The organism is Bradyrhizobium sp. BR2003, from assembly GCF_009720285.1.
Taxonomy (GTDB): domain Bacteria; phylum Pseudomonadota; class Alphaproteobacteria; order Rhizobiales; family Xanthobacteraceae; genus Bradyrhizobium; species Bradyrhizobium elkanii.
Genome location: NZ_SMYJ01000026.1, coordinates 375,351 through 395,942 on the forward strand (window position 1 = coordinate 375,351; position 20,592 = coordinate 395,942).

21 protein-coding genes are annotated in these 20,592 nt (G+C 64.5%); 6 read left to right on the top strand and 15 right to left on the bottom strand.

Annotated features, from left to right (window positions below; genetic code table 11):
- Positions 1-209: 209 nt before the first annotated feature.
- The 8 genes from E2I15_RS20780 to E2I15_RS20815 all read right to left on the bottom strand — a co-directional run bounded on the left by E2I15_RS20780 (position 210) and on the right by E2I15_RS20815 (position 7,765).
- The gene (locus tag E2I15_RS20780) at positions 210-1,310 is read right to left on the bottom strand and encodes a hypothetical protein (RefSeq protein ID WP_137480459.1); all 1,101 of its coding nucleotides are present in this window, start codon (positions 1,308-1,310) and stop codon (positions 210-212) included.
- Between the two features lie 119 nt (positions 1,311-1,429).
- The gene (locus E2I15_RS20785) at positions 1,430-2,023 is read right to left on the bottom strand and encodes a class I SAM-dependent methyltransferase (RefSeq protein ID WP_137480457.1); all 594 of its coding nucleotides are present in this window, start codon (positions 2,021-2,023) and stop codon (positions 1,430-1,432) included.
- Positions 2,024-2,026: 3 nt separating this feature from the next.
- Positions 2,027-4,123 carry a glycine--tRNA ligase subunit beta gene (gene glyS / locus E2I15_RS20790; RefSeq protein WP_137480455.1) on the bottom strand — a complete coding sequence of 699 codons (2,097 nt, stop codon included), beginning with the start codon at positions 4,121-4,123 and terminating at the stop codon, positions 2,027-2,029.
- Complete coding sequence (locus E2I15_RS20795) at positions 4,123-5,073, bottom strand: glycine--tRNA ligase subunit alpha (RefSeq protein ID WP_137480453.1); 951 nt, start codon at positions 5,071-5,073, stop codon at positions 4,123-4,125. Before E2I15_RS20795 ends, glyS begins: the two co-directional genes overlap by 1 nt.
- A 179-nt stretch (positions 5,074-5,252) precedes the next feature.
- Positions 5,253-5,444: a hypothetical protein gene (locus E2I15_RS20800; RefSeq protein WP_026193154.1), complete on the bottom strand. Its 192-nt coding sequence runs from the start codon at positions 5,442-5,444 to the stop codon at positions 5,253-5,255.
- A 116-nt stretch (positions 5,445-5,560) separates the two neighbouring features.
- A complete protein-coding gene (locus E2I15_RS20805; RefSeq protein WP_137480451.1) occupies positions 5,561-6,472 on the bottom strand; it encodes a S49 family peptidase in 912 nt (303 codons plus the stop codon).
- A gap of 245 nt (positions 6,473-6,717) precedes the next feature.
- Entirely contained in the window at positions 6,718-7,521 is an 804-nt protein-coding gene (locus E2I15_RS20810) for a tRNA1(Val) (adenine(37)-N6)-methyltransferase (protein ID WP_137480626.1), read from the bottom strand.
- Positions 7,522-7,537: 16 nt separating this feature from the next.
- Complete coding sequence (locus E2I15_RS20815; RefSeq protein WP_026193157.1) at positions 7,538-7,765, bottom strand: putative signal transducing protein; 228 nt, start codon at positions 7,763-7,765, stop codon at positions 7,538-7,540.
- Between the two features lie 135 nt (positions 7,766-7,900).
- On the opposite strand from E2I15_RS20815, the gene E2I15_RS20820 reads away from it, so the two are divergent.
- On the top strand, positions 7,901-8,911 hold the full coding sequence (locus tag E2I15_RS20820) for a polyprenyl synthetase family protein (protein ID WP_026193158.1): 1,011 nt from the start codon (positions 7,901-7,903) through the stop codon (positions 8,909-8,911).
- An 82-nt stretch (positions 8,912-8,993) separates the two neighbouring features.
- Here the strand turns inward: E2I15_RS20820 and E2I15_RS20825 are convergent, their stop codons facing one another.
- Entirely contained in the window at positions 8,994-9,833 is an 840-nt protein-coding gene (locus tag E2I15_RS20825) for an AraC family transcriptional regulator (RefSeq protein WP_137480449.1), read from the bottom strand.
- Between the two features lie 238 nt (positions 9,834-10,071).
- On the opposite strand from E2I15_RS20825, the gene E2I15_RS20830 reads away from it, so the two are divergent.
- Both E2I15_RS20830 and E2I15_RS20835 read left to right on the top strand, forming a co-directional pair.
- Positions 10,072-11,313: an ABC transporter substrate-binding protein gene (locus E2I15_RS20830; RefSeq protein WP_137480448.1), complete on the top strand. Its 1,242-nt coding sequence runs from the start codon at positions 10,072-10,074 to the stop codon at positions 11,311-11,313.
- Positions 11,314-11,536: 223 nt separating this feature from the next.
- On the top strand, positions 11,537-12,640 hold the full coding sequence (locus E2I15_RS20835) for a mandelate racemase/muconate lactonizing enzyme family protein (protein WP_137480446.1): 1,104 nt from the start codon (positions 11,537-11,539) through the stop codon (positions 12,638-12,640).
- A gap of 198 nt (positions 12,641-12,838) precedes the next feature.
- On the opposite strand, the gene E2I15_RS20840 is transcribed toward E2I15_RS20835, so the two are convergent.
- Positions 12,839-13,189, bottom strand: coding sequence for a hypothetical protein (locus E2I15_RS20840; RefSeq protein WP_137480444.1), 351 nt, complete (start codon positions 13,187-13,189; stop codon positions 12,839-12,841).
- Positions 13,190-13,383: 194 nt separating this feature from the next.
- Here E2I15_RS20840 and E2I15_RS20845 point away from each other — a divergent pair, with 194 nt between their 5' ends.
- A complete protein-coding gene (locus E2I15_RS20845; RefSeq protein WP_137480443.1) occupies positions 13,384-13,608 on the top strand; it encodes a hypothetical protein in 225 nt (74 codons plus the stop codon).
- Between the two features lie 90 nt (positions 13,609-13,698).
- Here the strand turns inward: E2I15_RS20845 and E2I15_RS38795 are convergent, their stop codons facing one another.
- From E2I15_RS38795 to E2I15_RS20855, 3 genes are all read right to left on the bottom strand, one after another.
- A complete protein-coding gene (locus E2I15_RS38795) occupies positions 13,699-13,836 on the bottom strand; it encodes a hypothetical protein (protein ID WP_016848367.1) in 138 nt (45 codons plus the stop codon).
- 30 nt (positions 13,837-13,866) lie between these two features.
- Entirely contained in the window at positions 13,867-14,301 is a 435-nt protein-coding gene (locus E2I15_RS20850) for a cupin domain-containing protein (RefSeq protein WP_016848368.1), read from the bottom strand.
- A gap of 321 nt (positions 14,302-14,622) precedes the next feature.
- Positions 14,623-15,279 carry a glutathione S-transferase gene (locus E2I15_RS20855; protein WP_137480441.1) on the bottom strand — a complete coding sequence of 219 codons (657 nt, stop codon included), beginning with the start codon at positions 15,277-15,279 and terminating at the stop codon, positions 14,623-14,625.
- Between the two features lie 174 nt (positions 15,280-15,453).
- Between E2I15_RS20855 and E2I15_RS20860 the strand changes: the two genes are divergently transcribed.
- Together E2I15_RS20860 and E2I15_RS20865 are read left to right on the top strand one after the other, a co-directional pair.
- Positions 15,454-16,677, top strand: a complete 1,224-nt coding sequence (locus E2I15_RS20860; protein ID WP_137480439.1) for a polyhydroxyalkanoate depolymerase — start codon at positions 15,454-15,456, stop codon at positions 16,675-16,677.
- A 269-nt stretch (positions 16,678-16,946) separates the two neighbouring features.
- A complete protein-coding gene (locus E2I15_RS20865; RefSeq protein WP_137480437.1) occupies positions 16,947-17,741 on the top strand; it encodes a substrate-binding domain-containing protein in 795 nt (264 codons plus the stop codon).
- Positions 17,742-17,887: 146 nt separating this feature from the next.
- On the opposite strand, the gene E2I15_RS20870 is transcribed toward E2I15_RS20865, so the two are convergent.
- On the bottom strand, positions 17,888-19,624 hold the full coding sequence (locus E2I15_RS20870) for a bifunctional protein-serine/threonine kinase/phosphatase (RefSeq protein ID WP_137480435.1): 1,737 nt from the start codon (positions 19,622-19,624) through the stop codon (positions 17,888-17,890).
- 59 nt (positions 19,625-19,683) lie between these two features.
- The gene (locus E2I15_RS20875) at positions 19,684-20,502 is read right to left on the bottom strand and encodes a formate/nitrite transporter family protein (RefSeq protein ID WP_137480433.1); all 819 of its coding nucleotides are present in this window, start codon (positions 20,500-20,502) and stop codon (positions 19,684-19,686) included.
- Between the last annotated feature and the right edge of the window lie 90 nt (positions 20,503-20,592).

Consider the following 20,592-nt stretch of genomic DNA (forward strand, 5'->3'; position numbering starts at 1 on the left):
CGACAGTCCGGGCGCCGCGCAAGCGGATGTGCGCGAGGATCGACCGGACCAGAAAGCCCCGTCCGGCCTCCCCTCCGGGCGGGGCTCTTCCGTCGTGTTGTGATGAATTCCAGAGCCTGGTCTTGAGATTTCAGAGCCGGGTCTTGACGCGTTTTTCTTCACGCGACCCGCTGCGGGTTGCGTGAAGAAAACGCTTCAGTGTCGAGGGATCACGATTTGAGGATCGAGAGCAACGTCGAGGTCGACTTGTAGCTCTTGATCGCGGCGTCCTGGAAATCCTGCGTCCAGTTGGTCGCCTGGCGCTCCTCGGCGCTCATCGAGGAGTATTGCTTGAGGATGCCGAGGCTGAACTGGCGCGGATCGCCGGCGGTTTGGCTCTGATTCAGCGCGTCGAGCACGGCGAGACGCGTCCGCGTGTTGAGTTCCTGCTTGGCCGCGAAGATCTCCTCGGTGGAGAACTTCTTGCCCTGGTTCAGCGAGATCGCCGAGAGCGAGCGGTTGTCGAGCGAAGACAGGTCGGCGAGCTGTCCGGTCTTGCGGCGGGAATCGTAGACCAGCTCCTTGCCGCTCTTCGCCGCCTCGCCCTTCTGCCGATCGAGGAAGGCTCGGACATCGCTGGCGATGCTGCTGAAGTCGCGCGTGGTGCTCTTTGTGGGAGGCGCCGTCCCCGCCAGCGCGGCCGCGATCAGATCGCCGGAAATTCCCGATGGCGCCGTGTTGGGATCCTGCTGCGTCGCCTGAACACCCTTCAGCACCGCGGCGCGCTGGCTGGCCCAGGTTGCGGTGGCCTTCTCCTCGTCGCTCGCACCATCGAGATAATCGAGCGCGGCCTGGTAGCTGACGCTGTAGTCGCCGGTCAGGCGCGTGGTCGCCAGCGACGGCTCCAACGCCTTGTCGAAGCGCTGCTTGAGTTCGGTGGCAGCAACCGCCTGCTCGTCCGGCGTGAACTTGCCGCCATTGTTGGTCGAGATCGCAAACAGCGAGCGACGGTCCAGCGTCGAGAGATCGATGGTGGTCTTGCCGTCGACGATCGGTGCCTTGACGCCGGCGACCGTGTAGAGCCGATCGAGCGTGATGCGCGCATCGCTGGCGACGGCGGCAAAATCCGGCAGCGGCGCCTTGGCGAGTTGCGCGCGGGCGGCGTCCGACAGCGTGAGGTTGGTTGCGGCGTTGGACGCCGAGGACGCCGACAGATCGCCGGCGGTGCCGTCGCCCGACAAGGTCGCCGCCAGTGAGGGCGTCGCTGCTGCCCGCGCATAGGCCGAACCATATTGGGCGTAGGGATTGGGCGTGGTGCCGATCGAGGTCATCGGGCGGTCCCTGCATTGGCGCGAGGGGCGATGTCTTAAGAAACCGTTGCTTCGTCAGGACCTTCGCAGGGCATGGTTAACAAATCGCAAATCGTGTCGAAATATTTCTGGAGGCCGGATCAGCCGCGCCTTCGCGCGATGATGCGGTGAATGACCTTGCCGGACGAGGCGCTGACAACCTCGGCGTCGAGCAACAATTCGGCCGCCGCCAATTCGGTCCGTATCAGGGCCGCATCGAAGGCCGCGTAGAGCCGGCCGTGCGGATCGCGCGTATCGTGGCCTGCGGTGACTCGCCAGCTCAGATAGAGCACGCCGCCGGGTTTCACGAGTTCGAACATGCGGCGGACCGATGGTGCGATCAGCGCGTGATCGAGATGCATGATCACGGTCTCGCACAGCACATTGTCAAAGCTGCCGGCGGCGATGCCGGACAGGTCAGGCAGCTCGGCGCGCGCAAAGCGCAGCGTCGGATAGCGGGCGCGTGCTTCCGCGAGCAGGCCCTCGGAGGCGTCATAGCCTTCGGCTGCAAAGCCGTGGGCATTCAGCCAGGCCACCTCGCGGCCGCTGCCGCAGCCGATATCGGCGGTCGCGCCGCCCTTGATGAAGAAACGCGCGACGATGTCCTGCAGATCGCGAGGTGGCGGCTGGTCGTGCCAGTCCTGCGCAAACGCCGCCGCGTCCTTGTCGTAAGCGGCGAGCGTCGCGCGGTCCATCGATCAGCCCTCGATCCGGGAGAAATCCGCCACCGCGCGCGTCGCGGCGCGGATCTCGTTGAGCAGCTTCAGGCGGTTTTCGCGCACCTTCGGATCGTCGTCGTTGACCTTGACCTTGTCGAAGAACGCATCGACCGCCGGACGCAGCTTCGCCATCGCACTCATCGCGCCGGCGAAGTCTTCCTTGGCGACGGCGGCGGAGGCCTCGGCCTTCACCTGGTCGATCGCCACGGCCAGCGTCTTCTCTTCATCGAGCGTGTAGAGCGCGGCGTCAGGCGCACCGTCGAAGGTCCGCTTGTCCTTCTTCTCCTCGATCGAAAGGATGTTGCTGGCGCGTTTTGTGCCCGCGAGCAGGTTCCTGCCGTCGTCGCTGTCGAGGAATTTGCCGAGCGCCTCGACGCGGCGGACGACGAGCAGCAGATCGTCCTGGCCGCCGAGCGAGAACACGGCATCGACGAGATCGTGACGCGCGCCCTGGTCGCGGAGCTGGACCTTCAAGCGATCGGCGAAGAAGGCGAGCAGATCTTTCGGCAGCGTTTCGGCATCGGCCTTGACCGACAATCCGAGCAACGCGGATTTGGCCGTCCTCAGGATCGGCAGGCGCAGCGTATTCTCGACGATCAGCCTGATCGCGCCGAGCGCCGCCCGGCGCAGCGCGAACGGGTCCTTCGAACCCGTCGGCTTCTCATCGATCGCCCAGAATCCCGCGAGCGTATCCATCTTGTCTGCCAGCGCCACCGCGACGCTGACCGGATCGGTCGGCACGCGATCGGTCGGCCCCTGCGGCTTCCAGTGCTCCTCGCTTGCGGCCGCAACGGAGGCATCCTCGCCCTGCGCCAGCGCATAATACTTGCCCATCAGGCCCTGCAACTCCGGGAATTCGCCGACCACTTCGGTCAGCAGATCCGCCTTCGCGAGCCGAGCGGCGCGCCTGGTCTTCTCGACATCGGCGCCGACCAGCGGCGCGATCTCGGCGGCAAGTTTCTCGATTCGCTTGATGCGCTCCGCCTGGGTGCCGAGCTTCTCGTGGAACACGATCTGCTCGAACTTCGGCAGGCGATCTTCGAGCTTGGTCTTGAGATCGGTCTCGTAGAAGAACTTCGCGTCCGACAGTCGCGGACGGATCACGCGCTCGTTGCCGGCGACGATGGTCTTGCCGCCATCGGGCGCCTCGATATTGGCGGTCAGCACGAACTTGTTGGTCAGCTTGCCCGTCTTGGGATCCCTGACCACGAAGCACTTCTGGTTGTTGCGGATGGTGGCGCGGATCACCTCGTCCGGGATCGACAGGTATTGCTCCTCGAAGGATCCCATCATCACGACCGGCCATTCGACGAGGCCGGAGACCTCGTCGAGCAGCACCTGGTCGTCGACCAGTTCGAGGCCCTGCGCGAACGCCAGCTCCTTGGCGTCCTCGAGGATGATGTCCTTGCGCGCCTGCGGATCGAGGATGACCTTTGCCGCCTTCAGCTTGGCCTCGTAATCCTCGAAGCGGCGCACCGAAATCGGACCCGGTGCCATGAAGCGATGGCCATAGGTGGTCTGCCCGGCCTCGATGCCGTCGACCGAGAACTTGACGATATCGGGCTCCTCGGTTTCGAGACCAAAGGTCGCGGTGATGGCGTGCAACGGGCGCACCCAGGTCAGCGAGCCCGATTTGGCCGAGCGCGCGCCCCAGCGCATCGATTTCGGCCAGGGGAAGGTGCGGATGATCACCGGGATCATCTCCGCGATGACATCGATCGCGGCGCTGCCCGGCTTTTCGATCAGCGCGATGTAGAAGTCGCCCTTCGCATCTTTCTGGATCTTTGCTTCATCCAGCGACTTGAGGCCGGTCGCTTTCAGAAAGCCCTGCACCGCCGCATCCGGGGCGCCGATCTTTGGGCCGCGACGTTCGGTCTTCAAATCGGGCTGGCGGGCGGGAATGCCGTGCACGGTGAGCGCCAGGCGGCGCGGGGTCGCGAACGCCTTGGCGCCCTCGTAGACGAGGCCTTCAGCGACGAGCTTGTCGGTCACCATGCGGCGCAGATCGTCGGCCGCCTTGGCCTGCATGCGCGCGGGAATCTCTTCGGAGAACAGTTCGAGGAGAAGATCGGGCATCAGACCGCCCTGCCCGTTTCAGTGTGGATCCATGCCTCGCCGCAGGCCTTCGCCAGATCGCGCACGCGGGCGATGTAGCTCTGCCGCTCGGTCACCGAGATGACGCCGCGGGCGTCGAGCAGGTTGAAGACGTGGCTCGCCTTGATGCACTGGTCGTAGGCCGGCAAGGCCATCAGATGTTCCTTACTGTTGCCACCCGGATTCCTAGAACTCTCTTGCCAGCCGGCGGCGAGATATTTGCGGCAGGCCTCTTCCGCCATCCTGAACTGCTCGAACAGCATCGCAGTGTCGGCGTGCTCGAAATTGTGCCGCGAATATTCCTGCTCGGCCTGCAGGAAGACGTCGCCATAGGTCACCTTCTCGGCGCCCTCGCGGCCGTTGAAGTTGAGGTCGTAGACGCGGTCGACGCCCTGCACATACATCGCGAGCCGCTCGAGCCCGTAGGTGAGTTCGCCCGCGACCGGCGCGCATTCGACGCCGGCGACCTGCTGGAAGTAGGTGAACTGCGACACCTCCATGCCGTCGCACCAGCATTCCCAGCCGAGGCCCCAGGCGCCGAGCGTCGGGCTCTCCCAGTCGTCCTCGACGAAGCGGATGTCATGGACGGCGGCGTCGATCCCGATTGCGGCCAGCGACCTCAGGTACAGGTCCTGAAGGTTCGGCGGCGACGGCTTCATGATCACCTGGAACTGGTAGTAGTGCTGCAGGCGGTTGGGGTTTTCGCCGTAGCGGCCGTCCTTGGGCCGCCGCGAGGGCTGCACATAGGCCGCGTTCCAGGGTTTTGGTCCCAGCGCACGCAGCGTGGTCGCGGGATGGAAGGTGCCGGCGCCCATTTCCATGTCGTAGGGCTGCAGGATGACGCAACCCTGCTCGGCCCAGAACCGCTGGAGGGCCAGGATGAAGCCCTGGAACGAACGTTCCGGGCGCATGTGGTCAGGCAGGGCGTCCATCGTTGGAATCGATCTCGCGAGGGGGTGTGAGGCGCGCGGGACCGTATCGGCGGCAGCCAATGGAATCAAGGCGATGCCGGAATGCTGGACGTCATTCCCGGGCGCCTCGGAGAGGCGAACCCGGAATCTCGAGATTCCGGGTTCGATGCTTCGCATAGCCCCGGAATGACGGGCGATATCTAGCCCGGGCGATAGGCTCCGGTCACGGGGTCGCGGCGCAGGGTCTTGATTTCGCCCGCGCGGGTGGCCTCGGCCACGCGGGACAATCGCGCCTCTTCGAGTTCCTGGTTGATCCGGACCGCCGTCTTGTACGCCCAGCGGACCACGGCCAAGCTTCCCAAGACGCCTGCGAATGCAATCAGCGGCGGCATCGGTCGATCCTTGTCGTTCACGTCTGTCAGGCCCCCAATGGCAGGTATTCTCGCGCAAGGCGGCCTGCGCCGCAATCGCGGTTTTGGGGCTAAATGGCGCGCTCACATCCCTGTGTTCACAGCCCGAATCTGGCCCAAATCGCACGGGTTTCCAGCGCCGAGATCACCTCGTCCGGCAGCGCGGCCAGTCCATCCAGCGCCGCCAGCGACCCCGCCCCCGGCGCCCGCCGGCCGAGCAGGCCGGACAGCAAGCCGCTGGCCGGCGCAATCACCGGGGTCAGCACCTTGTCGCCATAGCGGGCCCGCAGCGTGGAGCGGATGTCGCCGATGCCATCGGCGAGCCCGAGACCGATCGCGGTATCGCCGGCCCAGTATTCGCCGGTGAACAGCACGTCGTCGGCGCCCTTGAGACGGCTGCCGCGGCTCTGCTTGACCAGTGTGATGAAGATCGCATGGATCTCGCGCTGGATCGCCTTGAGCCGGGCGACGTCATCGGGGTTCTCGGGAAGGAACGGATCGAGCATCGCCTTGTGGCTGCCCGCCGTATAGAGCCGGCGCTCGACCCCGATCTTCTTGATCAGTCCCTCCAGGCCAAAGCTGCCGCCGACCACGCCGATCGAGCCGAGGATCGAGGACGGGTCGCAATAGATCTCATCGCCCGCGCAGGCGATCATGTAGCCGCCGGAGGCCGCGACGTCCTCGACGAACACCAACACCGGCAGCTTCTTCTCGGCGGCGAGTTGCCGGATGCGCAAATAGATCTGCCGCGACTGCACCGGCGAGCCGCCCGGCGAATTGATCACCAGCGCCACCGCCTTGGCATTCCGCGTACCAAAGGCGCGCTCCAGCATCTTGGCGACGCCGGAGAGTGTCATGCCGGGCCGCAGCGGTGTCACCGCGCCGATCACGCCTGCCAGCCGCACCACCGGCACGACGGCCGCGCCGCGCCTGAAGCGCGCCGGCAACATTGCCTGCACGCGTTCGAGCAGTCCCGAACGTCCAGCGTGATCACTTCTTTGTTCACTCATGCCGTTACCTCGAATTAACCACTTTTTATCACGCCACTGTCATTGGAATCCGTGGAACGCGTTTTGCATTTTGTCATTGGGGCTGCAATGCGCGGGCGGAGAGGGACTCATGAAAATCTATCTGCTGATTTTGCTGATCGGTACACTCCTGGCGGCGATCCACTTCACGTCCACGCCGGACCGCCAGTCGGAAACGGCTTCGCAGTGATTTAGTGCCTCTGACGACGTGGGCAGCGTCCTGCCCGCTAGCGCCGCGCCAGCGGCAATTCCCCCTTCCCAGCCAGAACCTCCTGCACCCATTTATTGGGCACGCCTGACTCTTCATTGAGCAGCAGTGCGGCATGCAGCCGCGTCGGTGCCCGGCCGCCCTTGGTCGCCCGCACCAGGATTCGGATTGCCGGCGACGTCCCGTCGCCGTGAACCGGCAGGATCTCGAGGCTGCCAAAACCGCGGTCCAGCGCGGCCAGCACCTCGGCAATGCCGTCGGCCCGCCAGATCAGCGCAAGCTGCCCGTTCGACTTGAGAATCCGCCGCGCCGCGTGAACCCAGCCGGCCAGCGTGGTCGCGGTCGCGACATGGGCGCGCTCGCGCACGCCGTCCGGCGAGGCGCGGTGCCGCGACGGATCGTTGAACGGCGGGTTCATCAGCACGACGTCAGCGCTATCGGGCCCGAGGCCGGAATCATCGAAGGCTGCGGCACCGGCTTCGACATCAAGCACGATCACCTCTGCCATGATCGCGTTGGTGCCGGCATTATTCCGCGCAAGCTCAGCCAGGGCCGGGTCGATTTCGACCAGAACGAGATCGATCCCCCTCACCCGACGCGCCACGGCCAGTCCGGCCGCGCCGACGCCGGAGCCGAGATCGACGACGCGGTCGCCTGATCGAGCCGGCGTCGCCGCGGCGAGCAGGATCGCGTCATGGCCGGCGCGGTGGCCGCTGCGGGATTGCCGCAGGCGCAATTGGCCGCCGAGGAATCCGTCTTCGGTGATCCCGGCGTCCGGAGACTCCTTTTTTGACGCGTTTTCTTCACGCGAACCGGGGTCCATTTCGCTTGAAAACGCTCTAGTCATCGGCCCGCAATTCGTGGCCGAGGCCGGCATCGGTCAGGAGCTGGCGGGCCTCGTGGTTGTCGTCCTCATGCACCAAAATCCGCCGCGGCAGCACGCCGAGCGAGCCCTCGATGATGCTCATGTTCTGGTCCAGCACCAGATGGTGGATGTTAGCGCTGTCGAGCAGCGCGCCGATGGCGGAGACCAGCACCATGTCATTGGTCCGTACCAATTCCCGCAAAATACGCTCTCCTGTCACCCCGGCTGTGCGGCACTTGCGCCACATGTCAATAACTTGATGGCCTTGCCGCTGCACCGCGCAGTTTCTATTGTTATAGCTGAGCATAGTGCGTATTCGGCAAAATTGGAGACCAGCGTGGCGGTTATTGTACCCTTCGAAAGCCCGTCCAATGCTTCGATCGACGGGCTGGTGGGACTCGTCGCCGCCGACATGGAGCGCGTCAACGCGACGATCCTTTCGCGGACCGGCTCCGAGGTCACCATGATCCCCGAGGTCGCCAACCACCTGATCTCCTCCGGGGGCAAGCGGCTGCGCCCGATGCTGACGCTGGCGATGGCCCAGCTCGCCGACTATTCCGGCGACGGCCATATCAAGCTCGCCGCCGCGGTCGAGTTCATGCACACCGCGACCCTGCTGCATGACGACGTGGTCGACGAGAGCGAGCTGCGCCGCGGCAAATTGTCCGCGCGGATGCTGTGGGGCAACGAGGCCAGCGTGCTGGTCGGCGACTTCCTGCTCGGCCAGGCGTTCCGGATGATGGTCGAGGTCGGCTCGCTCCGCGCGCTCGACATCCTCTCCGCCGCCGCCGCCACCATCGCCGAGGGCGAGGTGATGCAGCTTGCCGCCGCCAAGAACACCGCGACCACCGAGGACGAATATCTCGCCGTGATCCGCGGCAAGACGGCGGAGCTGTTCGCCGCGGCCTGCGAGGTCGGCCCCGTGATCGCCAACCGTCCGAAGGCCGAGCAGACCGCGTGCCGCTCTGTCGGCATGAATCTCGGCATCGCCTTCCAGCTCGTCGACGACGTGCTCGACTATGGCGGCAAATCCGCGAAACTCGGCAAGAATGTCGGCGACGATTTCCGCGAGGGCAAGATCACGCTCCCGGTGGTGCTCGCCTTCCGCCGCGGCAATGATACCGAACGCAAGTTCTGGATCCGCGCGCTGGAGCGTGGCGAGATCGGATCGGCCGACCTCGATCACGCGATCGGGCTGATGACCAAGCACCGCGCCCTCGAAGACACCATCAGCCGCGCCCAGCACTACGGCGCGATGGCGGTCGACGCGCTGGCGCTGTTCCCGCCCTCGCCGATGAAGACGGCGCTGGAAGAGGTCGTCGCATTCTGCCTGGCAAGATCGCATTGATCTAACCACTCGCGAGCAACAGAGGCGATGTCGTCGCTACGAAAGCAGGGACGACACCAGGGTTTTGCTGCACCGGCGCCCGCTACTCCTTCACCGGCACCCAGATCTCCAGCCCGCCATTGCCGGTGCTTGCGTCGAACTTCTCGTCGTAGCGCTCGAAGTTCGGCGCGTCCGCGACCTTCATGCCGGATTGCGGCAGCCAGCGATTCCAGATCGTGTTGACGGTGCGGCGGATGGTCGAGATGTGGTCGGCGTGGGTGAACACGACGTATTTCTGCTCGGGAATCCGGACGCGCGCGAACTCGCGCGGCAGGTCGGAGAAATCGGCGACCTCGACGCCGGCGATGTAATCGAAATTGCCGGCATCGTCGCCGTTGCAGCAGACGCCATAGGCGATGTTGCCGACCTGACGGGGGATATGCGCACATTGCTGGTGGAAGCTCTGCCACTGCTTCGGAATGCCGGCATCGCTGCCATTGCCGTGGTTGTAACGCTCGCCGATGCCAGCGACGAGGAACGCCTTTCCGGTGGCAATGCGCGGCGGATCGATGTGATCGAGAGCTGTCGAGATCATGGTGATCGGCTCCTGGAGATTGAGCTTCGTCAGGCACGTTGTCGCGCGCACCGTCTCGGGCGTGACGCCGAAATGGTCGCGAAACGCGCGGGTGAATGCTTCGTGGGAGCCGTAATCCGCATCCAGCGCGAGGCTGAGAATATCGGGCGCGCCGGCCGCGAGCTGGCGCGCGGCTTCGCTGAGCCGCCGCGCCCGCACATAACGCATCACCGAGAACCCGGTCGCCTCCGCGAACGCCCGCACCAGATGGAAGCGCGAGACGCCCGCAACGGCGGCAATCTCGTCGAGCGTCAGCGGCGCGCCGAGATGGCTTTCGATGTACCAGAGCGCCTTCTGGGCTGGATTCATGGATCGCGGCTTTCCTGCAAAGCTCGGCCATCATGCACGGCTGCCGCGCGCGACATTTGACAGTCCTTGCTGCCCGGCGGCGAAACTGCGGTTCCGCTCCACGGAAATTTACCCGCAAAGCCGTCGCTGGCAACAATGTTGCAATCGTGCATACTCGCCGACGCATCGATCCGACGGCTCACCAAGCTGCCCGATAATCAAGACTGCAAGAGCCGCGGCCAGCATGTCAGGGAGGACAATGATGCACCACCAACGCTTGAGCTATGCCAACTGCGTCAAGTCCGCGGCGCTTGCGGGGCTTCTGACGATCGCCTTCGCAAGCGCAGCCAACGCGCAGAAGAAATACGATCCGGGCGCAACCGACACGGAGATCAAGGTCGGCAACATCATGCCCTATTCCGGTCCGGCGTCGGCCTACGCCACGATCGGCAAGACCGAAGCCGCCTATTTCAACAAGCTCAACAGCGAAGGCGGCATCAACGGCCGCAAGGTCAACTTCATCTCCTACGATGACGCCTACTCGCCGCCGAAGATGGTCGAGCAGGCCCGCAAGCTGGTCGAGAGCGACGAGGTGCTCCTGATCTTCAATCCGCTGGGCACGCCGGGCAATACCGCGATCCAGAAATACATGAACGCCAAGAAGGTGCCGCAGCTGTTCGTCTCCACCGGCGCGGCCAAGTGGAACGATCCGAAGAACTTCCCGTGGACCATGGGCTGGCAGCCGAGCTACCAGGTCGAGGCGCGTATCTATGCCAAGTACATTCTGCAGAACTATCCGGGCAAGACCATCGGCGTGCTCTATCAGAACGACGATTTCGGCAAGGACTATCTGATCGGCCTGCACGACGGGCTCGGCGACCAGGCCAAGAAGCTGATCGTCGTCGAATCCTCCTACGAGACCTCGTCACCGACGGTGGATTCGCAGATCGTGCAGATCAAGGGCGCCAACCCCGACATCTTCGTCAACATTGCAACGCCGAAATTCGCGGCGCAGGCCATCAAGAAAGCCGCCGAGCTCGACTGGCATCCGGTGCAGTTCCTGACCAACGTCTCCGGCTCGATCGGCGGCGTGATGAAGCCGGCCGGCTATGAAGCGAGCCAGGGCGTGCTGTCCACGGCGTATCTCAAGGACCCCAAGGACACCGAGTGGAAGACCGATCCGGCGATGACCGAGTGGCGCGCCTTCATGACCAAGTGGTATCCTGAAGGCGACCTCGACGACGCCGCGACCGTATTCGGCTATGGTGTCGCCAAGGGGCTCGAGCAGGTGCTGCGGCAATGCGGCGACAATCTTACCCGCGAAAACCTGATGAAGCAGGCGGCCAGCCTCAACTTCGAGATCGGCATCTATCTGCCCGGCACCAAGATCAAGACCGGGCCGGACGACTATGCGCCGATCGAGCAGCTGCAGATGATGCGCTTCAAGGGCGAGAGCTGGGAGCGGTTCGGCCCCATCATGAGCGGCGAGAAGAGCAGTTGAGGGCTTTCCTCCACAGCTTTGCGGTTCGTGATGCCCGGCCGCGCGCCGGGCATCCACGTCTTCGACATGATTCACGAGCAAGACTTGTCGCAAGCAAGACTCGTTACAAGCAAGATTTGCGATGGCCGGAACCCAGACCAGCCGAAGCGACGCCGTTCTTCAGGCTCAAGTGTCCGGCCACCACGAATTCCAGGTACATCCTGCGATCGGAAGGACAACAACAATGAAAATCACCGACGTCCGCGCCCACCATATCCGCATTCCCTATGACGCCGGGCCCGCGAGCTTTCGCCAGGGAGCTTCCGCGATCTCGGCGCTCGACATGGTGCTGGTCGAGGTTTCGACCGATGCCGGCCTCACCGGCTGGGGCGACGCCTTCGCCTATGTCTGCCCGAAGACGAGCTGCACGGCGGTGGCCGAGATGATCGCGCCGCAGGCCCGCGGTCTCGAGGTGCCCGACGCCGCCAGCATCCCCGCCGCGATGGAGCAGATCCAGCGCAACCTGCATCTGTTCGGCCGCTACGGCATCACGATGTTTGCGATCTCGGCGCTCGACATCGCGCTGTGGGATCTCGCCGGCAAGGTGAAGGGCGTACCGCTGCATCAACTGATCGGCGGCGCGAAGCGGAGCACGATCCCGGCCTACGCCAGCCTGATGCGGATCGGCAATCCGGCGCATATCGCCGCCGAATGCAAGAAGGCGATCAAGCTGGGCTATTCCGCGATCAAGCTGCACGAGACCGCCGTGCCTGCGGTGGCCGCCGCGCGCGAGGCCATCGGCCCCGGCGTGCCGCTGATGGTCGACATGAACTGCCCGCTGGACGGACCCGCGGCGATCCAGTTCGCGCGCGACTGCAAGCAGGCCGCGCCGCTGTTCCTGGAGGAGCCGGTCTGGCCGCCGGAGGATTTTGCGACGCTCGCCGAGGTGCGCAGAGAAGGCCGACTCGATATCGCGGCCGGAGAGAACGCCTGCACCGTGCATCAATTCCGCCAGATGATGACCGCGGGCGCGGTCAGTCACGCGCAGCCCTCGGTGATCAAGGTCGGCGGCATCACGGAATTCCTGAGGGTTGCCGTCCTCGCTGACGAGTTCGGCGTCCAGGTGATTCCGCACTCGCCCTATTTCGGGCCGGGCTTCCTCGCCACGCTGCATCTGATGGCGATCCGCGACGCGGGGCTGATCGAGGTGTTCTTCATGAAGCGTCCCGCCTGCCTGTGGGGCGACCGCGTCGACGTCGACGCCAACGGCCATGTCGCCGTGCCGCAGGGCCCCGGCCTCGGCTACGAGCCGGATCGCGACGTGATGGAGCAGTATCGGGTGGCGTGAGTCGAGCCGCGCCGCGAAGGGAGTGCACCCCCTCTCCCACTTGCGTTGGGCAATCGCATCTGGGAGCTTGAGGCGATCGATGTTCCCACAAACTCGTCATGCCCGGGCTTGTCCCGGGCGTGACGGTGCAGAAAAATCATATGCGATTGCCCTGCCAGCAAGCGGGAGAGGTGAAGACAATTCGCAGATCGACCTTTGCTACTTCGTCCCGTCCTTCGCGGCGGGCGCGGCATCCTTCGCCGACGGCGCGTCGGCCTTCTTCTTCATATCCTCGGTCAGCTTGACCTGCTCGGCCCGCAGATCGGTGACGAGCTTCTGCAAGCTCGCGATCTGGCGGTTGGCGGCGTCGAGCTTCTGCTGATGATCCGATGTGAGCTTGTTGATCGTCTTCTGCAGGAAATCGACATTGCTCTGCAGACAGCTCGTGCGCCGCTCCATGGTTTTCTCGACGGTGCAGATCTCGATGCCGGGAACGTCCTGCGCATGCGCGGTTGCGGCGACGCCGAGTGCAAGCGGCGCCAGCAAGACGAGAACAAAACGAGCGGTCATCGGCGTCTCCAGGCAAATGCGTCATTCACAGTTTTGTGCTCGCGACGCTGAAAGCAAGGCAGACATACCACACTGAAACCGCATTCAAGCGGTGTGCTTCACCCATTACGGGGACCACTCGTGGGGACGGGGGCTTCGGAACTTGTTTGGTTCGACCCCTTTTGGCTCGACCTTGGGCAGTGGAGACAGATCGCATGGCAACGCGCGAAAAACGGTTGGCGCAATTCGATGGCAATGGCGAACCTTCGCCGGAACAGCGCGTGGAAGTGCTTTGTGAGGATCATAGCGGAACGTATCAGCTGCCGTTCGCCTGCCGCTTCGTCAACGGCCAGTGGCGCAATGACACCACCGGCGGCGCGCTGGAAGCCAACGTCATCGCCTGGCGGATGCCGCGCGAGAAGCAGGCGGGCATCGCCTGAGGCCGGCATCGGCGCGCGCTGTTTCAAAACGCGACGCGCGCGCGCCGTGTCTTAAGATTTGGAACGCGGGTGGAACGAACCGCGTCCGAATCATTGATCGAGCAGCGTACTGCGTTGTTCACGGCTAGATGTGGTCATCAGCCCGAGGCTGCGCACCACATACAGAAGCATGACGATCGGCCGCAGCCAGCGGCCGATAACAAAGGTTAACTCCTCCGCAGACGACATTGCGATCCCTCCTCTCCGTCCCCCTGGCGATCATTTCCACGGCGTGATCGGCGGCACCGTTTCGGTCGCCGGCGGCACGTCCACGGTCTTGAAATCGGCGGGGCTCACGATCTCGAGGTATTCCATGTCCTTCGAGTAATCGAACAGGTAGTGGGTGATGCCCGGGCGCTGATGGATGACGTCGCCGGCCTCGACCAGCGTCTCCTTGTCCTCGTACATGAACCGCGCCCAGCCCTTGGTCATGATGACGATCTGAAAATCGCACAGATGCTTGTGCCAGCCGGTGCCCTGCTCCGGCGGCATGTCGGGATTGGCCTTGACCAGGTGGCAGATCACCTGCCCGCTGGTGGCATCGGCGATGCCAAGATCGCGATACAGGAAGAAGTCGCGCAGACCCCCGCCCTTGAACTCGGTGTCACCGGGTTTGACGTGGGAGAATTTGCTGACGACGGCGTGCTGGTTCATTTCAAGCCTCCACGGTTCTCGTGTTCGCGAGATCGCGGCGCGGCTCAGCGTCCAAATTTTCGGCAGCGTCGCATCGTCGCGGTCACAGCTCGGTCATTGCCATGCGAAATCCTTGCCAGCCGGGTTGGGCTGCGGCGAACCGCCTCGCCATGCGCTGATATCGCCGCGGAAGCATTTGGAGCGAGGCGCGAATTTGCGCCTCAGTGGCCGTCGCGCGCATCCGTCGCGCTTGGCCTGTGCCCGGTGCCGACGGCACGTCCATTGAGCAAGGCTTGCCTCGTGCTTGAGCCGCCGATGCAGGCAGGCCGGCCCGGGCGCTGCCTAATATTCGACCTCAAGCTCCTCGACGTCGGCCGGCTCCGCCTTCGCGGCCTCGATCCATTCCTGCATCTCGGGCATCGTCATGATGGTGCTGGCATACACCGCAAGCGCAGGCTCGAGCTTGACGTCATAGGTCATGAAGCGGGTCACGACCGGCGCATACATCGCGTCCGCCATGGTGCGGCGTTCGCCGAACAGGAACGGACCGCCTGACGCGCCGAGGCAATCGCGCCAGATGGTGCAGACGCGGTCGATGTCGGCCTGCGCCCGCGACCAGATCTTGAAGCCGGGGAAATGGCCCTTGAGATTGACCGGCAGCGACGACCGCAGCGTGGTGAAGCCGGAATGGATTTCGCCCGAGATCGAACGGCAATGCGCGCGCCGGATCCGGTCTTCCGGCAACAACCCGGCATGCGGCATGAGCTCGTTGAGATACTCGCCGATCGCCAGCGTGTCCCAGACCGTCGCACCGTCGTGGCGCAGGCACGGCACCAGGATCGAGGACGACAGCAGCAGTAGCTCGGCGCGGGCGGACGGGTCGTCGGGCGCGGTGACCACCTCCTCGAACTCGAGCCCGGCGAATTTGGCCAGCAGCCAGCCGCGCAGCGACCAGGAGGAGTAATTCTTGCTGCTGATGGTGAGTGTCGCTTTCGCCATATCGGTCCCTCACGCCTGAACGCGCCCTCAGCTCCCGGACATCGCGCGCCGGTTCAGCCGCCGCGCACCCGGCGCCATCGGTTTTTGCAGCAAGCCACGTGCCAATTTGTCGGGCGGCCAGCCCCGCCTCTGGCGTCGATATTGCATGGCAAGCCCGGCCAAGGGCGGATGCGTATGATGTCAATGCTGTACCAAGCCTATCAGAACCACATGGACCTCACGGCGCCATGGCGGACCGGGGCCGCGGCGGCGCTGAAATACCTCAATCTGGTGCCGCAGGGCGCCACCGACCGGATGTACGGCCGGCTCGCGGCGGCGCTCGAGCTGATCTCGCGCTCCACCCTGACCTACGCCCGTCCCGACTACGCCATCGGCAGCGTCACCTCCGGCAACAGGGAATATGAGGTCACCGAGGAGGTCGCCTATGCGACGCCGTTCGGCTCGCTGCTGCATTTCAGGAAGGTGGACGGACCGGAACAGCCGCGGCTCTTGCTGGTGGCGCCGATGTCCGGCCATTTCGCCACGCTGCTGCGCGGCACCGTGAAGACGCTGCTGCAGGACCACGACGTCTACATCACCGACTGGCACAACCCGCGCGACATCCCGCGCAAGGAGGGCCGCTTCGGGCTCGAGGACTACACCGACCATCTGATCGACTTCCTCGGCCAGCTCGGCCCGCGCGCGCATATGGTGGCGATCTGCCAGCCCTCGGTGTCGGCGCTGGCGGCCGCCGCGATCATGTCGGAAGACAATCATCCGGCGCGGCCGGCCTCGCTGACCTTGATGGCCGGGCCGATCGACACACGGATCCAGCCGACCAAGGTGAACGAATTTGCCAAGAGCAAGCCGATCAAGTGGTTCGAGGACAATCTGATCAATTACGTTCCGATGCAGTGCAAGGGCGCGTTGCGTCAGGTCTATCCCGGCTTCGTGCAGCTCACGGCGTTCGTGTCGATGAACCTGGAGCGACACATCAAGCAGCATATCGATCTCGCCGACCATCTCGCCAAGGGCGAGACCGCCAAGGCCGAGGTGATCAAGACGTTCTACGACGAATATTTCGCGGTCATGGACCTGCCGGCGGAGTTTTACATCGAGACGGTGCGCGACGTCTTCCAGGAGCATCTGTTGCCACAGGGCATGCTGATGCATCGCGGCCGCCCGGTGAACCCGGCGGCAATCCGGCGCATGGGGCTGATGACGGTGGAAGGCGAGAAGGACGACATCTGCTCGATCGGCCAGACGCTCGCCGCGCAAGACCTCTGCACCGGGGTTCGAACCTATCGCAAGGTGCATCACATGCAGGCCGGCGTCGGCCATTACGGCGTGTTTTCCGGCAAACGCTGGAACAACGAAATCTACCCGCTGCTGCGCGATTTCGTGCATGTGAATTCGTGAGGGGATCACGGCGGTCTTTCCCCGTCATTGCGAGGAGCCACCCGGTCGGCGCAAAGCGCCGCCGGATGACAGGCTCCGCGACGAAGCAATCCATCGCTCCACGCGCGTGGAGCGATGGATTGCTTCGTCGCGGAGCCTGTCATCGGGCGCGCGTACGCGCGACCCGTTGGCTCGCAATGACGCGGGACGGCTAGCCACATATCCTCTCGCGCAGTAGTCTCCCCGGCCACGACGACCCGCTTCCCAAGAATCGTCCAGGGAGAAACTCCATGCGAGCCGCCACCGCCTTCCGTGCCCTCACGCTCGCCGTCATCGGCGCCCTCGCCTTCACCTCAGCCGTATCCGCCGCCGAAGTCCATGTCATGATCTCGGGCGGGCTGACCGCGGCCTACAAGGCGCTGGTACCGGAGTTCGAGCACAAGACAGGACACAGGGTGGTGACCGCTTTCGGGCCGTCGATGGGCACCACGACCAATGCCATTCCGGTGCGGCTGGAGCGCGGCGAGCCGGCCGACGTGCTGATCATGGTCGGCTATGCGCTCGGCGACCTCGTCAAGCAGGGCAAGGTGATGGCTGATAGCCGCGTCGACCTCGTGAAGTCGCCGATCGGGATCGCGGTGAAATCCGGCGCGGCGAAGCCGGACATCGGCTCGGCCGACACCGTCAAGCAGGCGCTGCTGGCGGCGAAATCGGTCGCCTATTCCGACAGCGCCAGCGGCGTCTACGTCTCGACCGAGATGTTCGCAAAGCTCGGCATCGCCGATCAGATGAAGGACAAGGCGCGGATGATCCCGGCGACCCCGGTCGGCGAGATCGTGGCCAAGGGCGAGGCCGAGATCGGCCTGCAGCAGATCTCCGAGCTGAAGCCGGTCGCCGGCATCGACATCGTCGGCCCACTGCCGGAGCCGTTGCAGAAGATCACGGTGTTTTCCGCCGGGATCGCGACCGTTGCAAAGGAGCGTGAGGCCGGCAAGGCGCTGATCAGCTTCCTCGCCTCGCCCGATGCGCGCGACGCGCTGGTCAGGAGCGGGCTCGATCCGATCGCCGCCGGCGCGACGCATTAGCGAGGCATCGCCGCGCAAAGCGCGGCCCGATGACAGGCTCCGCGCGTCTCGAAGGATGCACGGCCCGGCTCGTGGCCGTCGACCCTTGGAGACGCGCGCAAGAGCGCGCTTCTCAGGGTGACACAGGCCGGCGGATTTGATTTTCCCTACCGCAAATGATGCGCACCGTAGGCCAGCAGCAGCACCACGACCAGCGCCAGCAGCAGCGTGGTCGACTTCCAGAACAGCACCGGGTTGCGCTCGATCAGCGGGGTCGATGACGTCGCCAGATATTTCGCGTTGGGATTGCGCAGGTCGAACAAGAACTCCGAAAAGCTCTCGTAGCGCTTGAGCGGGTTGGCGTGCACGGCCCGCTCCAGAGCGCCGTCGACCCAGGTCGGGACGTCGCGGCCGCCATGCGCGGCCGGTCGGTAGACCAGCCGGTTGAAATCGGATCGCGTCCGTGCGCGCGCGATCTGCGCGCCATAGGGCAAGCGTCCCGTCAGCATCTGGTAGGTAACGACGCCGAGCGAGAACAGATCGGAGCGCGCGGTGCCGCCCTCGCCCAAAAAATACTCCGGTGCGGTGTATTGCTGGGTGCCCAGAATATCCTCGACGCCCATCGGCACCGCCTCGGCGACACCCGAGATCCGCGTCGAGCCGAAATCGATGATCTTCACCGTGCCGGTGTTGTCGATCATGATGTTGTCGGGCCTGATGTCCTGATGCAGCATCTCCTTGCGGTGGAAGGCGCGCAGCCCTCTTGCAATTTGCTCGGTGATGTCGCGCACCGTCTCCAGCGCCGGTGCGGGATTGTCCGTGATCCACTGCGTCAAGGTCTGACCGTCGATATATTCCATCGTGACGTAGAGGAAGTTGCGCTTGCGCTGCGGCAGAAACGGCTTCAGCACATGCGGGCTGTCGATCCGCCGAGCGACCCACTCCTCCATCACAAAGCGCTTCAGATAGGCCGGATCGTCGCGCAGGTCGATCGAGGGGATCTTGATCGTGACCGTGGTGGCGCTGTCCTCGTCGACCGCGAGATAGATGTGGCTGCGGTGTGATGCGTGCAGCTCGCGCACGATGCGATAGCCGTCGAACAGCATCCTTGCGTCGAGCAGCGGCGGCAGCGGAAGTTCGGTCGGCTGGCCGAACACCTCGCTGGCATCGCCGTCGGGCAATTCGTCGATCCGGACGATCTGCACGGTGAGATTGTCCGGGCTGCCGTTCTCATAGGCCTGCTCGACGATCGACTTCGCTGTCGCGTCGAGATCGGCGGCGCCGTCTTTGATGGTCTTCGCCAGTTGCCGCGCCGGGACATGCTCGTAGATCCCGTCGGTCACCAGCAGGAAGATGTCGCCGCGCTCCAGCGGGAGCGCCTGGTAGTCGATCTCGAGCTGCGGGTTCACACCGAGCGCACGGCCGAGATAGCTCTGCTGCGAGGAGATCACGACGCGGTGGTCGTTGGTCAGTTGTTCGAGGCTGTTGCCGGCGACGCGGTAGATTCTCGAGTCGCCGACATGGAACAGATGCGCCGTGTTCGACCGGACGACCAGGGCGCTCAGCGTGCAGACGTAACCCTTGTCCTTGTCGTAGGGATTCTGGCTGCGCCTTGTCTGCGCGTGCAGCCAGGAATTGGTCGCCTCGAGCACGCGCTGCGCCGAGCTCTTCACTGACCAGGATTCCGAGGTGCAGTAATAGTCGGTCAGGAAGCTCTTGACCGCGGACTCGGCGGCAATGCGGCCGACGCTGCTCGAGGAGATGCCGTCGGCGAGCACCACCGCGATGCCCTTCAGGCCGAGCAGCGGCTCGTCGGGAATCAAGGCGCCGTGGAAGTCCTGATTGGCGTCCTTGCGGCCCTGATCAGAGAATTGCCCGACTGATATGTTCAGCGCGCGCGGCATCGACCGTCCCAAAGCAATGGGGCCCTCCACGACAGGAGAGCCCCATAAGCCGGCCAGGATCAAGCCGCGAGGCGCTGGCGCTTCGGCGCCGTCTTCACATGCGTCGTGTAGAGCGTGAGCCCGGTGAAGGCGAGGCCGCCGGCGAGATTGCCCAGCACGGTCGGGATCTCGTTCCAGATCAGGTAGTCCATGATCGAAAACTTCGCATGCAGCATCAGTCCGGACGGGAACAGGAACATGTTCACCACCGAATGCTCGAACACCATGTAGAAGAACACCAGGATCGGCATCCACATCGCAATCACCTTGCCGGGCACCGTGGTGGAGATCATCGCACCGACGACGCCGGTCGAGACCATCCAGTTGCACAGCATGCCGCGGATGAACAGCGTGGCCATGCCCGCCGCGCCATGCGCCGCATAACCCAGCGTTCGCCCTTCGCCGATGTTGCCGATGGTCATGCCGACCTTGTCGGGCTCCTGCGTGAAGCCGAACGTCGTCACGAACGCCATCATGAACGCCACCGTGAGCGCGCCTCCGAAATTGCCGATGAAGACGAGAGCCCAGTTGCGCAGCACGCCTCCAAGCGTGACGCCGGGACGCTTGTCGAGCAGCGCCAGCGGCGAGAGCACGAACACGCCGGTCAACAGATCGAAGCCCAACAGATAGAGCATGACGAAGCCGACCGGAAACAGCAGTGCGCCGACCAGCGGCTGACCCGTATTGACGTTGATCGTCACGGCGAACCAGGCCGCCAGCGCGAGGATCGCGCCGGCCATATAGGCGCGGATCACGGTGTCGCGCGTCGACATGAAGATCTTGGATTCCCCGGCATCCACCATCTTGGTGACGAATTCGGACGGAGCGAGATAGGCCATTCGTAAAATCCCCTTGCGCAATTCGGCCGCGCCGGTTGCCTGCCGGAAGCGACGCGGGTTGGTTGTAATGCTCGTTCGTCCGGGAGAGGG